This window comes from Thiomicrorhabdus sp. zzn3 (genome assembly GCF_029767755.1).
Lineage (GTDB): Bacteria > Pseudomonadota > Gammaproteobacteria > Thiomicrospirales > Thiomicrospiraceae > Thiomicrorhabdus.
In genome coordinates this window covers 1,481,411-1,495,054 of record NZ_JARUQS010000001.1, presented here as the reverse complement: position 1 = coordinate 1,495,054, position 13,644 = coordinate 1,481,411, and the positions used below count along the sequence as shown (strand labels likewise).

Sequence of the window (13,644 nt, the reverse complement as noted above, 5' to 3'; positions counted from 1 at the left end):
CCGAGGGTTCGGCTGCATAAAAAAGGCGCTCTGAAGAGCGCTTTTTTATTGGTTGGATTATTTAAACCGAGCAGGCCTGCTATAGCACAGGTGTTCCCCGTTTAAATTCAAACGTACATTATTTAGGCGCTTGAGCGGCGTAGTAAGCCGCCAGATCCTTGATCTCTTGGTCCGTTAGGCCCTTAGCAAAAGGCGCCATGGTTGCGTCTTTGCGGAAACCGTCGCGGAAATCCTTCAATTGTTTCTCAAGGTAAGAAGCGTGTTGTCCAGCCAGTTTAGGAAAGTTTGGAACCACACTGTTACCATCCATTCCGTGACATCCCACGCAAGTATTGGCTTTGGCAGGTGCTTCAGAAGCAGAAGCGGAAGCAGTGAATAGTAGGCCCGTAGAAAGAGCGGCAACCAGTAGTGTTTTCATAATCTTATTCCCATAATTTGTTCAGTGAATCGCCAACATTAAAAGCGAATATGGCGTCAGGGTCAAGCATTGTGAGCCATTGACGTTTGTGATTGGCTAAAATTCACGCAAAAAAAAACCGCCCTGGAATCCAGAAGCGGTTTTGTTACGCTTTGCTTTAAACTGTAAAATTACAGAGTAGCAACGTAAGCAGCGATGTTTTCGATGTCTGCGTCAGAAAGACCTGCAGCCATAGGAGCCATCATAGAAGTCATAGGACCTACTTGCTCACCAGCTTTGTACTTGTGAAGTTTAGCAGAGATATCTGCAGCAGCTTGACCAGCTAGTTTAGGACCAACACCACCTTCACCAGCACCACCGTGACAACCAGCACAAGTAGCGTAAGCAGCTTGACCAGCAGCAGCATCACCAGCGTGAGCAGCAGTACCGAAAGAAATTAGACCAGCAGTCGCTAGAGCGATCATTGTATTTTTCATAATGTACTCTCCTAAAGCACTTGATAAAAGGTTCGGGTTTTACCCTGGGTGCAATTACAAACGAAAACCCTATTCGAGTCAAGGTAGAACCCTTGAGTAATCTTGAAAAAGGGGGCAAAAAGTGAACAAAACCATAAGCTTTGGCTCAGACCTTTGATAAAGTAATACACAAAGTTCATTACAGGTTGGATCGCTTGTCCGTTTTTCAATCGGTAAATTAAGACAATATGGTTGTTATGTCTACGATGTATTTCGTAGCAATAATGGTGTAAATGGTTTGAGGAGAAGGTATTGTTTCGATTATGGCTCATAGTATTAGTGATGACCGCACTGAGTTGGTTGGTTTTAAGGCTCATTAACAAACCCAAACACATCGGCTGGGTGTTTCTGTTTTGGGTGGCGGTGATTATGGGAACGACCCTGCTGCTTTACGGCGTGTCCGTTTGGTTTACCAGTCAGGCTTAATGAAATCCAAGCAAACTGAACAGGCCTGTTCAAATCGGCATTTGGTCGCACGAAGATAAGGCTGCTTAAGACTCTTCCTGTAGCGATTGGGCAAACTCTTCACGCAGTCGCTGAAAGCTCTGATAGCGCGTATAGGCGATTTCTCCGGCTTCCACCGCTTGCTTAATGGCGCATTGCGGTTCAATGGTATGGGTGCAGTTGTTGAACTTGCACTGCCCCAAAAAAGGCGCAAAATCCGGATACATCGATTCCAATTCACTTAAGCTGCACGGCATCGGGCTGAACTGTCTGACGCCGGGAGAGTCGATCAGATTGCCGCCGTCATTGGCCCCCGGTTGCGATTCGGGAAGGTGATAGAGAATGCTGTTGGTGGTGGTATGTTTGCCCAGTCCAGAGGCTTCCGACAATTCACCGGTACGGATATCCAAATCCGGAATCAGCGCATTGATCAGTGACGACTTTCCTGCGCCTGACGGGCCGACAAACACGGAGTTTTTGTTGGCCATAATTGCGCGCAGGTCATGCAAACCTTCATTGGATACCGTGGAAGCGGGTACCAGTTCAATACCCATTTCATCGTAAGGCTGCAACAGTTCCGCGACCAGATCCCAGCCGTCTTCAGAATCAATCAAATCGACCTTGTTGATGATGATCACGACCGGAATGTCGAGCTGCTTGGCGGCGACCAGATAGCGGTCAATCATATCGGGGTGAATGCCCGGCACCACCGGGGTAACGACGCCGATAAAGTCGATATTGGCGGCGACCATGCGCTTTTGGCCGCGAAAACCGGGACGGCTCAATTCATGGCTGCGAGGCAAGACGCTGACCACCACGCCGCTGTGTGGTTCGACATCGGTTTGCCAGATGACACGGTCGCCAGCGACCAGTTTGCCCAGGTGCTGGCGAATCGCGCAGTTGTAGGTTTCACCCTGTTGCGACTCCACCAGCACGCGTTTACCGAAGCTGGTAATGACCAGGCCAGTCTGTTCTTCACCTAGCAGGCTGTTATCGCTGGTGATGTCGCGCTCTGGTTGCAGGCCGTGTTTCTGACGCTTTTGCTGAACGCGGCGTTTCTGCTGGGTGGTGAGTTTGCGCTTGGCCATTAAAGGTTTCTCATCGATCAGTCGAGCAGGGCGTCGATTTTGGCCGCCATAATCATGTCATTCATGGTCAGGCCTTTGGCATTATGCGTGGTCAGGGTGATGCGGCACTGGTTATAACCAAAACAGATTTCAGGATGATGGTCTTCTTTGTTGGCCAGCCAGGTCACCGCATTCACAAAGGCGACCGTCTGATAGTAGTTTTTAAACTGGAACGTCTTATTGATTTCGGCATAGTTCAAAGGCGCTTCCCAACCTCGTAGCTGGCTCAAGTTGCTTTCGATGGTTGGGATAATCAGAGATTTGCTGCCTTTTGGAATCTCTTCACACTGTAAAGCGGTTAGATCTTGATTCAGTTCATTAGTCATGTTTTTCTCCTGTCATGCTCGTTGATTCCAAGGACACCTCTTGGGTGTTTAAGGGCAATGAATTCAGATGATCAATACGAATTTTCGCCGGCGGATGGCTGTCATGATACGCCGAATAGCTTGGGTCCGGCGTCAAGGTGCTGGCGTTGTCACGATACATTTTCAGCAGTGCGGACACCAGATGCTGGGCACCAACGTGTTGCGCCGCAAAGGCATCGGCTTCAAATTCGTGTTTGCGGCTTTTGATCGCAAAGATCGGTCCCATAAAGAAGAACAGGGTGGGCACCGCGGTCATAAACAATAGAAGGGCCGCAGCGGCACTCTGCGTATTCATGCCGAGGCCCGAGTAAAATTCCGGTAGCTGCGCCAACCAGCCAAGTAGGGCCAAGCCCGCCAGACTGATCAGACTGCTCTCAACCAGGCGCTGTTTGATGTGACCATGTTTAAAGTGACCCAGTTCATGCGCCAACACCGCTTCCACTTCGTCCGGATTGAGCTTATCGAGCAAAGTATCAAAGAAGACAATGCGCTTGTTTTTGCCAAACCCGGTGAAGTAGGCATTGCCGTGACCGGAACGCGAAGAACCGTCCATGACAAAAATACCGTTGGATTCAAACCCGGTGCGCTCCAGCAGGGCTTGAATACGTGCTTTCATCGCTTCGTCTTCCAGTGGGGTGAATTTGTTGAAGATCGGTGCGATCCATTTTGGATAGGCCCACATAATAAACAGTTGGAACGCCATCCACACCACCCAGGTGTAAAGCCACCAGGCCTGTTCAAAATAGCTGTTCATAATGCTCAGCACCACCCACAGCAATGGCACGCCCAGCACCAGCATCAGAAGCCACTGCTTGACGAGGTCGCTGACAAATTTGACCGGCGTGGTTTTGTTAAAGCCAAAATCGGCTTCGATCTTAAAGGTACTGAAAATAGTAAAAGGCAGATGCAGCAAAGACAGAAACCACAAGGTGGACAGCAGGAAACCGACATCGCGCCAGATCGGTTCCAGTGTCGTCGACAGCCACAGGTTATAAATATCCTGAAACCCGCCGCCTAAAGTCATAAAGGCCAGAATCGCGGCATCGTAAAACAGTCCCAAACGGCCCAGCTGGAGTTTGGCGCGGCTGTAATCTGCGGCTTTTTGGTGGGCTTCCAGAGTGACCACGTCGCTGAATTCGTCCGGCACCTGTTTGCGATGCAAGCCGATGTGAAATTGGTTTTTGATGTTGAGCCAAACTTCAATCAGCAGGTTTAAAATCAGGGCGGTTAAAAAAAGTTGTGTGATCCAGTTCATGGTTTTATTTCACTGTTTTTCAGTTAAGATAACGCCATATTGTATGTGAAAAGAGAAAGGTTTATGAAGTCGGATAAGAATTTAATTTGGATTGATTTGGAGATGACCGGGTTGGATCCGAAAACCCATAAGATCATTGAGATTGCCACGGTAGTCACTGACAGCGAGCTGAATGTGATTGCCGAAGGGCCGGTCATCGCCATCCAGACCGAACAGGCTGAGATGGATAAGATGGACGACTGGTGTGTCACCCATCACGGTAATTCGGGATTGACCAAACGTGTCCAAGAGAGCACGGTTTCAATGCATGAAGCCGAGTTGCAGACCATCGAATTTTTAAAACAGTATGTGCCGGCCGGAAAATCGCCGATGTGCGGTAACAGCATCTGTCAGGATCGCCGCTTTATGGTCGAACAGATGCCTGAATTGGAGGCGTTCTTTCATTACCGCAATCTGGATGTGAGCACCCTGAAAGAGTTGGCAATGCGTTGGGCGCCAAAGGTTTACCAGTCGCATAAAAAGAGCGGCGCGCACTTGGCGTTAGCGGATATTATGGAGTCAATCGACGAGCTTAAGCATTATCGAGCAGGCCTGTTTAAAGACGCTTTTTAAGCCTGTTTTAGGTCAAATTGTTTCTTTTATCGAACGTCATAGATAAAAAACAATGAAAAAACAGATAAATAAGGTCGGGTTTGAGTTCTAAAAGCGTTCAAAATTTTATATAATTTAGCGTTTTCCCGCTTCAATTCCTGAAAAGGAAATGGGCGGATAATTTAAAACGTTTAAGCCTGGCTAACTTAATAATTAACCTTTGTTTTTCAAAGGTTTTTTATTTTGCATGGTCAGGAAAAAATGGAGGACCATTGTTGTGGAAATGACTGGTGCCCAAATCTTCGTTAACTATCTCGAAGATGAGGGAGTAGAGCACATATGGGGTTATCCTGGAGGGGCGGTTCTGCCTATCTACGATGCCCTGGATACGGACGCTAAAAAATTAAACCATATTTTGGTGCGTCACGAACAAGCTGCAGTTCACGCTGCGGACGGCTATGCGCGCTCTACAGGTAAGCCAGGAGTGGTTCTTGTGACTTCCGGTCCGGGGGCGACCAATGCCGTCACCGGTATTGCGACGGCCTATATGGACTCAATTCCAATGGTATGCATTACCGGTCAGGTGCCAACAGGCCTGATCGGTTTGGACGCATTCCAGGAGATTGATACCGTTGGGATCACAAGACCAATCGTCAAACACAACTTCTTGGTCAAGGATGTTAACGAGTTGGCTGCGACGCTCAAAAAAGCGTTCCATATTGCCACCACCGGCCGACCCGGCCCGGTGGTCGTTGACATTCCGAAAGATGTCCAAAACGCCAAAAGCACCTATGAATATCCACAAGAAGTTGAGATGCGCTCCTATCTACCTGTGACAAAGGGTCATAGCGGTCAGATCAAAAAAGCGGTGGAATTGATGCTTTCAGCCAAGCGCCCGATCCTGTATACCGGTGGCGGCGTTGTGTTGGGAGATGCTTCAGAAGAGTTGACAGAACTGACTCGTAAATTAGGCTTTCCGATTACCAATACTCTGATGGGATTAGGCTCGTATCCGGCTGAAGACAAGCAGTTTGTCGGGATGTTGGGTATGCACGGTACCTACGAAGCCAACTTGTCGATGCATCACAGCGATGTGATCATTGCCATTGGCGCGCGTTTTGATGACCGTGTCACCGGAAATTTGGAGAAGTTCTGTCCGGATGCCAAGATCATTCATGTGGATATCGATCCGGCGTCGATCTCTAAAAACGTGATTGTGGATATTCCGATCGTCGGGCCGGTGAAGAAAGTGCTGGCCGAGATGATCTCGATTTTGGATAAAACCAAGCAGAAAATCGATGAGCAAGCGTTGGCCGATTGGTGGCAGCAAATCGAAGAGTGGCGTGCAACCAATTGTTTACGCTATGACACTTTGGGCTCCAAGATCAAACCGCAAGCCGCGGTTGAAGCCTTGTGGGAAGTGACTAACGGCGAGGCGTATGTCGCATCCGACGTCGGTCAGCACCAGATGTATGCGGCGCAGTACTATAAGTTCAATAAACCGCGTCGTTGGCTTAACTCCGGTGGTTTGGGGACCATGGGCTTTGGTCTGCCAGCAGCCATGGGCGCGCAAATGGCGCATCCTGACGCGACGGTCGTGTGTGTGACCGGGGAAGGTTCGATTCAAATGAATATTCAAGAGCTTTCCACCTGTTTGCAATATGGCTTGCCGGTCAAAGTGGTGTGCTTGAACAACGGTTTCTTAGGCATGGTGCGTCAGTGGCAGGAGTTCTTCTATGAGCGTCGTTATTCGATGTCTTATATGGAGTCGCTGCCGGACTTCGTCAAGTTGGCGGAATCTTACGGGCATGTGGGGATTCGTATCGATAATCCAAAGACCCTGAAAGAAGACCTGGCCGAAGCGTTTTCAGACAAGTACAAAGATCGCTTCGTATTTATCGACATCATTACCGATCAGCAGGAAAATGTGTATCCAATGATTCCTGCCGGTGCCGGTTTGAATGAAATGATTTTGGTATAGAGGGGGTCCGATGAAACATGTGATTTCAATGTTAATGGAAAACGAATCGGGTGCCTTGTCTCGTGTTGCCGGCCTGTTTTCGGCACGCGGCTATAACATTCAAGCGTTAACGGTCGCGCCAACTGAAGACGAGTCATTGTCCCGTTTAACGCTGGTAACGAGTGGAACCGAGCAGCAAATCGAGCAGATTGTCAAACACCTGAACCGTCTGATCGACGTGGTTAAGGTTTTGGATCTGACCGAAGGGGCGCACATCGAGCGCGAACTGATGCTGATCAAACTGTCTGCGACCGGTGACATGCGCGAAGAATATAAGCGTTTGGCGGATATTTTCCGTGGTGACATCATCGATGTCACCTCTACCACCTACACGGTGCAGATGGTGGGGGAAAGCAAAAAGCTGGATGCCTTTATTGACGCCATTGATCCAGGCCTGATTTTGGAAACGGTCCGTTCCGGAACCGTCGGTGTCATGCGCGGAGAAAAGTGTTTACACCTATAAAGGCATAATGGATAATTCCCGCACACTTTGCGGCGAATTATCCGTCCGGCGGTCGTCAAGCGAATCAGCGGCCGCCACTTACAGAATTCAAAACTAACTTTAAACATATTTAAGGAATAGAGTAATGCAAGCTTATTACGATAAAGACTGCGATCTTTCAATCATCCAAGGTAAAAAAGTAGCGATTATCGGCTTCGGTTCTCAAGGTCACGCTCACGCAGCCAACCTTCAAGATTCAGGTGTCGATGTGACTGTCGGTCTTCGTCCTGGTTCATCTTCGATCAAAAAAGCGGAAGGTTACGGCCTGAAAACCGCTGATGTTCCTACCGCTGTTGCCGGTGCAGATGTGGTGATGATCCTGACTCCGGATGAATTCCAAGGTCAGCTATATAAAGAAGAGATCGAGCCAAACATCAAAGAAGGTGCCGCGCTTGCATTCGCACACGGTTTTGCCATCATCTACAACCAAATCGTGCCTCGCAAAGACTTGGATGTGATCATGATCGCGCCTAAGGCTCCTGGTCACACAGTACGTTCTGAGTTCGTTGCCGGTCGCGGTATTCCTGACCTAATCGCAGTTGAGCAGGACGCTTCCGGTCAAGCTCGTGACATCGCACTTTCTTATGCTTCTGCTGTTGGTGGTGGTCGTACCGGTATCCTGGAAACCACTTTCCGTGAAGAGTGTGAAACCGACCTGTTCGGTGAGCAAGCCGTTCTTTGTGGGGGTGCGGTTGAACTGGTTAAAATGGGCTTCGAAACTTTGGTTGAAGCGGGTTACGAGCCAGAGATGGCTTACTTCGAATGTTTGCACGAATTGAAACTGATTGTTGACTTGATGTTCGAAGGCGGTATCGCCAACATGAACTACTCCATCTCTAACAACGCGGAGTACGGTGAGTACGTCACCGGTCCTCGCGTCATCAACGAAGAGTCTCGTGAAGCGATGCGTCAAGCATTGGCTGACATCCAGTCTGGTGAATACGCTAAGAACTTCATCCTTGAGGGGCAAGCCGGTTACCCATCCATGACTGCAATGCGTCGTCTGAACGCGGAACACCCGATCGAGCAGGTAGGGGCTAAATTGCGTGCGATGATGCCTTGGATTCAAGCGAACAAAATCATCGACCAAGAGAAAAACTAATTTTTTAGGGGCTTATTTGCTCAATCTCTGCGTTGCTTTCCGGGGCGTGTACTAATTGTACACCTCCCCGAAAAGCGCCTTGACCTTGAGCAAAGCGCCGCCTAAAAATTGGATTGGTTTTAGAAAAGCCGAGTCAGAAATGACTCGGCTTTTTTTATGTCAAAAATTTTTAGGTAGATGTATTACGTATCTTTAGTTAGCATAAAGGCAGGGTAGTATTTTTTAAGATAAGAAATAAGGGGATGAGATGAACAAAATATATCTAATTATTATTGGACTCGTTTTTATTGTGCCAAATTCTTTAGCATCCGATATCGGAAAAGCGTTATCAAGGTCGGAGGTGTCTTATCTTGATTTACTGGCTAACAATTTAAACATGATGACACTAATGGACATGGCTATTAAACATGAGAATGATTCAGAAAATAAAATTGATTCTTTTACAAAATATACTGTGTCAAAAGATCATAGATTAATAATTCAAAACTTATATCAAGTTCCCGTGGAGATGGTGACAAAAGAAAAATGCAATGAACTTCTTGGGTCATTATCGCAAGAGATCAAAGGAAGTGATTCTGATCTAACTTCGACATTAAGGTTGATCGGAGCTGCAATGTTAACTCCACAGCAAGCTAGCCAAGTAGTTAAAGACGCCTATATCGTTGCATATGTACAAGCTAAGGAAAACCCACAACTAGGTTTAAATTGTACGCAATAGAAAAAAATCTACAGGCCTGTTCAGTTTCGGATTTAAGCCAGCATTTAGCTGGCTTTTTTGTTTTTGGCATGGCGTTTTTCTGGATGATTGTAATTCCTTATATGGGTGTAAGAATTATTGGTTTTAAGAATCGGTTTTATATGTGGACATCATGTCGATTATCCACGATATTGGAAAGGTTAAGTTCGATATAATACGCAGGCAATTTTTGGAGAGGTTTTTATATGGAAAAGAATAGATGGCTGATGGCCTTAGCGGCTGTGGGTGTGCATATTTGTATCGGCTCTGTGTACGCGTGGAGTGTGTACGTTAATCCGATTAAAGCCGAGATGAATTGGACCTTAACCGATGTGACGATTGCGTTCAGTATCGCGATTTTCTTCTTGGGGTTGTCCGCGGCTTTAATGGGGAAATTTGTTGAGCGCAATGGTCCGCGAGTTTCTGCAATTATTGCGGCGGTGCTGTTTGGTTTGGGGACGGCGGGTTCCGGTTTGGCTATCTTGATGGAATCCAAGTTGCTCCTGTATTTCTTCTACGGTGTGCTCGGTGGATGTGGGCTTGGAATAGGTTATATTTCTCCCGTGTCGACCCTGGTGAAGTGGTTCCCGGATAAACGCGGTTTGGCGACGGGGTTGGCGATTATGGGGTTCGGTTTTGCTTCCGCCGTATGGGGGCCAACCATCAAAGTACTGATCTCGTCAATCGGCGTGGCGTACACTTTTATTGTTTTGGGGGCGACCTATTTCGTGATTATGTTCGCGTCAGCCAGTTATTTGGAAAAACCGGAAGAGGGCTACCTGCCGGAAGGCTTTAAGAAAAAAGTCGAGGCCGGTCATAAGGAGATCAAACCGGATCTGGCGATGCTGGGCGTGCATGAAGCGGTTAAGACTCCGCGCTTTTACGGTTTATGGCTGATGCTGTTTATTAACGTTACTTGTGGAATTGCGATTATCGGGGTGGCGTCGCCCCTGTTGCAGGAAGTGTTGGGTGTCTCCGCCATTGCCGCTGCGGCGGCTGTTGGGTTAATGGGGATTTTCAACGGTGCGGGGCGAATTTTCTGGGCGTCATTGTCGGATTATCTGACCCGGCCTGTGGTGTATATCACCTTCTTTGCGACGCAAGCGGTGGCCTTCTATGCCTTGCCGTCGATTACTGAAATCATTATTTTCCAGGTGGTTTTGTATTTCATTATGTCGTGTTACGGCGGTGGGTTTGCCTCCATTCCAGCCTATATTGGAGACATCTTCGGCACCAAAGAGCTGGGGGCGATTCACGGTTATATTTTGACCGCCTGGGCAGCTGCCGGTTTGGTGGGACCGTTGATTATCTCAATGGTCAAAGACGCCACCGGTTCTTATGCAGAAACCCTGTATGTGTTCTCTGGGTTTTTTATCGTGGCATTGGCGATCTCCATCGCTATGCTCATCAATATCAAGTCGATCCAGAAACGACAAAAGATCGCACAATAAAGATCTTGTCTGCCTCTCATGCGTCTGTATGGAGGTGCGTTTAATCCAAAGGAGGCTTTTGAGCCTCCTTTTTTATTGGTCCTGATTTCAGTCAAGTGATTCATTGATCAAGTGGAATTGTTTAAGCGCATTGATCGGGTCGGGCTCTTCTGTCTGATAAATGGTGATCTTATCCTTGTGCAGTTTTCTCATCAGACCTTCGCCCAGCCCTTGGGTAATAAAAACATTCATACCGTACAAGGGGTGATCAGGGTGGTCGGACAGTCTTCCTTCAAGATTGCGCAGGGTCTGTTGACGAGTGAGTTTGACATGCTCTTGCGGCAGGATTTTGCCGTCTTCTATTACAAACACTAAATAGCCAGGACACTTGCCGGCGTGGCCGGAGAGGGTGGTGCCGTTGGGGCTGGTGAGTGCGATTTTCATGGGTTCTCCTAGTGATTTCCATGTTGGATGTTTAAAACTTAACAGGCCTGTTAAGTTTTAAACTTCTTTGTGCCAGGGATAAAAAAAGCCGCGATAAATGCGGCTTTTCTGATTTGCAAGCGCTGTTTACAGGCTTACGACCGTCATGGTGCTTAACCACCACATCAGTGCGATGGAGCCGAAAGTTAAAATCAGCCCCCAAATGATGGCTTTGATTCCATTCATGATTCAGCTCCTTATTTGGCTTCGTTAAGCGACGCGTAGTATTCAGCCAAGGCTTGAATTTCTTCGTCGGTTAAATCGTGAGTGAACTGGGACATCCCTTCGTTGACGTCGTTATTGCGATGGCCATGTTTATACGCTTGCATGGTGCGAACAAAATATTCTGGAATTTGTCCGGCCAAGGCTGGCGTAATCGCATTGCCTTCACCATGTGCACCGTGGCACGAAGCGCAAGGGACGATCATGCGAGAAGCATCGCCTTTACGCACCAAACGGTCCACTTTACTGTGAACGTCGGCTTCCAGGCTACCGGCATATTCCCAAGGTTGGGGGGTGCTTTGAGCATAGAACGCCGCCAAGTCGGCAATCTGCTGGTCGTTTAACGCTTGTGCGATTTTAACCATGATGTTGGCTTGTTTGTAATCTTCCCAGCGACGGCCGTCACGGTAGTCCAGCATCATTTTGATGGTGTATTCGCTAGGCTGTCCGTTGATGGACGCGTAGTTACGGGAAGGGGATTCCCCTTTCTCGCCGTGACAGGCATTACACATCATTTGTGCATGGATGTCCTGACCACGCGTCGCATCGCCTTCAGGCATGGACTGGATTTTTTGATCCAGCGAGAAGTTGCTCCAAGGGTGTGCATCAGGTTTTTCGCCATGCCCGCTGGCCATGGCTGTGCCGGTAAACCCAATTAAAGCGGCAGCTAATAAAGTTTTTTTCAACATTGTCTTTTCCTCCACCACTTAATTAAGAGAACACGTCTTTTACAAACTCACGTTGCCAGTTCTTCTGGTAAACCGCTTCCAGAATAGGCTGCGCAGGCTTGTCAGTAATAGGCGAGACACCGGCTGATTTCCCTTTTGGCTGGATCAAGCCGTCACGCACTTCATAGATTGCAGCGATGGAAACACCGTAGTTTTCACCTGCCAAGCTGTAGCACACGTTAGAGTAAATGGCTTTACCTAATTCATTTCCCCTTAGGGTGTCTGCCACCGCGCGTGCGCATACTTTCGCTTGGGAGTTGGCGGAGTAGCCTGATTTTGGCATAGCATCAGCAATCGAGCTGTCGCCGAGCACATAGACGCCGGGCTGGATTTGAGATTCCATTGATTCACGTTTGATTGGGCACCAGCCTGATGCATCCGTCAATCCCAGTTTTTGCGCCAGTTTACCGGCACGTTGGTTTGGAATGATATTGATCATGTCGGCCTTAAAGGTCCCCGCCATGGTTTCAACCGATAGGTTGTCACCATCAACGGAAAGCACGCGACCCCCTTCGGAACCGGATACCCATTCAATCAACGAGTTGTCGGTTTTATAACCGTACAGACGTTCCCACGCCTTTTTGAAAGGACCATCTTTGGTGAAGCGGTCTTTTGGATCCAGTACGATCACTTTGGCGGTTGGGTTGTGCTTCTGGAAGTATTCCGCAAAGAACGAGGCACGTTCATAAGGCCCTGGAGGACAACGGAACGGGTTTTGCGGAGGAGCAATAATCGCCGTTCCGCCTTTCGGTACCGATAGCAGCTGTTGTCTTAGCGCCAAGGTTTGTGGCCCGGCTTTATAACCGTGGAAAATTTTGGTTTCAGCCAGTTCTTTGCTGTGGCCTTCATAGTCTTCAAATTTGAAGTCAATTCCCGGAGAAACCACCAGTTTGTCGTAAGACAGGGTGTGGCCTTTAGCCGTTTGCACGGTTCTCTTGTCAAAATCGGCACCGATTACCTTATCGATAACCACATTGACGTTGTATTTTGACTTGATGGTGTCCAGGTTAAAGGTCAGTTCATCCAAGGTATGGTAACCCACGATCACGTCATTACTACGCAGACAGGTAATGTATTCCGGGAACTGTTCAATAATGGTGATCTTGACATCCGGGTCTGCAAAGCGCAGGTATTTGGCGAAAGTAGAGCCACCAACACCACCACCCAGTACCACCACATGCGGTGCTGACTTGGCAAAGGCGTTTTTGCTGGCACCGAACAGACCGGTGGCTGCGACTGCAGAAGCGCCGAATACTTTGATCAGGTCACGACGTGTGACTTTGCTGTCGAAGACTTTGTTTTCTAATTGGCTCATTCTTGACCTCCTGTCGCTTCTGCGGCCGCTTGAGCTTCAAGCGATTCGGTTAAGCTGGTGTTTTCCCACTGTTTAACCGGTTGTTTTTCAAACCAAGCCGCCATGGCTTTAATTTCATCGTCGGTAAAGCCACGTGCAACACGATCCATAATGATGGCGGCACGAGTGCCTTCACGGTAAGCGATCATGGCGTCGATAAATTGTTTGGCAGGCATGCCAGCCAGAGGTGGCATCGCCTCCACAAATTCTTGCCCATTGGTGCCGTGACAAGGGGCGCATTGCCATGCCATGGCACCACCCGTTGCCATTTGCGGTTCCGCCTGGGCGGAGGTGGCGGCCATCAAAGAGAAGGCGGCCAATAGCGTGTTTAGTTTCATTGACTGTTTCATAA

General features: G+C 48.4%; 16 protein-coding genes. 7 read left to right on the top strand and 9 right to left on the bottom strand.

The genetic code is table 11. The features are described from left to right. Nucleotides 1-118: 118 nt before the first annotated feature. The gene (locus QCB44_RS06970) at nt 119-418 is read right to left on the bottom strand and encodes a cytochrome c (RefSeq protein WP_279408917.1); all 300 of its coding nucleotides are present in this window, start codon (nt 416-418) and stop codon (nt 119-121) included. 170 nt (nt 419-588) lie between these two features. Further along, nucleotides 589-894, bottom strand: coding sequence for a c-type cytochrome (locus tag QCB44_RS06965; RefSeq protein ID WP_279408916.1), 306 nt, complete (start codon nt 892-894; stop codon nt 589-591). A gap of 291 nt (nt 895-1,185) precedes the next feature. Here QCB44_RS06965 and QCB44_RS06960 point away from each other — a divergent pair, with 291 nt between their 5' ends. Further along, a complete protein-coding gene (locus QCB44_RS06960; RefSeq protein ID WP_279408915.1) occupies nt 1,186-1,359 on the top strand; it encodes a hypothetical protein in 174 nt (57 codons plus the stop codon). 65 nt (nt 1,360-1,424) lie between these two features. Here the strand turns inward: QCB44_RS06960 and rsgA are convergent, their stop codons facing one another. From rsgA to QCB44_RS06945, 3 genes are read right to left on the bottom strand one after another with little or no spacing between them, the layout of a single operon-like run. Then, nucleotides 1,425-2,465, bottom strand: coding sequence for a ribosome small subunit-dependent GTPase A (rsgA, locus tag QCB44_RS06955; RefSeq protein ID WP_279408914.1), 1,041 nt, complete (start codon nt 2,463-2,465; stop codon nt 1,425-1,427). A gap of 17 nt (nt 2,466-2,482) precedes the next feature. Further along, nucleotides 2,483-2,830 carry a 4a-hydroxytetrahydrobiopterin dehydratase gene (locus QCB44_RS06950; protein WP_279408911.1) on the bottom strand — a complete coding sequence of 116 codons (348 nt, stop codon included), beginning with the start codon at nt 2,828-2,830 and terminating at the stop codon, nt 2,483-2,485. Further along, nucleotides 2,823-4,124 carry a M48 family metallopeptidase gene (locus tag QCB44_RS06945; RefSeq protein WP_279408908.1) on the bottom strand — a complete coding sequence of 434 codons (1,302 nt, stop codon included), beginning with the start codon at nt 4,122-4,124 and terminating at the stop codon, nt 2,823-2,825. The genes QCB44_RS06950 and QCB44_RS06945 overlap by 8 nt, the downstream gene beginning before the upstream one ends. A 63-nt stretch (nt 4,125-4,187) precedes the next feature. Here QCB44_RS06945 and orn point away from each other — a divergent pair, with 63 nt between their 5' ends. The 6 genes from orn (at nt 4,188) to QCB44_RS06915 (ending at nt 10,526) form a co-directional block, all read left to right on the top strand. Beyond that, entirely contained in the window at nt 4,188-4,736 is a 549-nt protein-coding gene (orn, locus tag QCB44_RS06940) for an oligoribonuclease (protein ID WP_279408907.1), read from the top strand. A gap of 256 nt (nt 4,737-4,992) precedes the next feature. Beyond that, the gene (locus tag QCB44_RS06935) at nt 4,993-6,696 is read left to right on the top strand and encodes an acetolactate synthase 3 large subunit (RefSeq protein WP_279408906.1); all 1,704 of its coding nucleotides are present in this window, start codon (nt 4,993-4,995) and stop codon (nt 6,694-6,696) included. A gap of 10 nt (nt 6,697-6,706) precedes the next feature. Then, nucleotides 6,707-7,198 (top strand): acetolactate synthase small subunit, encoded by a 492-nt coding sequence (ilvN, locus tag QCB44_RS06930; protein WP_279408904.1) that lies wholly within the window; start codon nt 6,707-6,709, stop codon nt 7,196-7,198. 124 nt (nt 7,199-7,322) lie between these two features. Then, entirely contained in the window at nt 7,323-8,339 is a 1,017-nt protein-coding gene (ilvC, locus tag QCB44_RS06925) for a ketol-acid reductoisomerase (protein ID WP_279408901.1), read from the top strand. A 247-nt stretch (nt 8,340-8,586) separates the two neighbouring features. Beyond that, a complete protein-coding gene (locus tag QCB44_RS06920) occupies nt 8,587-9,057 on the top strand; it encodes a hypothetical protein (RefSeq protein ID WP_279408899.1) in 471 nt (156 codons plus the stop codon). A gap of 224 nt (nt 9,058-9,281) precedes the next feature. After that, on the top strand, nt 9,282-10,526 hold the full coding sequence (locus QCB44_RS06915) for an OFA family MFS transporter (protein WP_279408898.1): 1,245 nt from the start codon (nt 9,282-9,284) through the stop codon (nt 10,524-10,526). 87 nt (nt 10,527-10,613) lie between these two features. Here QCB44_RS06915 and QCB44_RS06910 read toward each other — a convergent pair whose 3' ends face one another. The 4 genes from QCB44_RS06910 to QCB44_RS06895 all read right to left on the bottom strand — a co-directional run bounded on the left by QCB44_RS06910 (nt 10,614) and on the right by QCB44_RS06895 (nt 13,642). Next, on the bottom strand, nt 10,614-10,949 hold the full coding sequence (locus QCB44_RS06910) for a NifB/NifX family molybdenum-iron cluster-binding protein (RefSeq protein WP_279408897.1): 336 nt from the start codon (nt 10,947-10,949) through the stop codon (nt 10,614-10,616). Between the two features lie 236 nt (nt 10,950-11,185). After that, nucleotides 11,186-11,899, bottom strand: coding sequence for a c-type cytochrome (locus tag QCB44_RS06905; protein WP_279408895.1), 714 nt, complete (start codon nt 11,897-11,899; stop codon nt 11,186-11,188). A gap of 22 nt (nt 11,900-11,921) precedes the next feature. Further along, nucleotides 11,922-13,253: an NAD(P)/FAD-dependent oxidoreductase gene (locus QCB44_RS06900; RefSeq protein WP_279408894.1), complete on the bottom strand. Its 1,332-nt coding sequence runs from the start codon at nt 13,251-13,253 to the stop codon at nt 11,922-11,924. After that, entirely contained in the window at nt 13,250-13,642 is a 393-nt protein-coding gene (locus QCB44_RS06895; RefSeq protein WP_279408892.1) for a c-type cytochrome, read from the bottom strand. Before QCB44_RS06895 ends, QCB44_RS06900 begins: the two co-directional genes overlap by 4 nt. Nucleotides 13,643-13,644 lie beyond the last annotated feature (2 nt).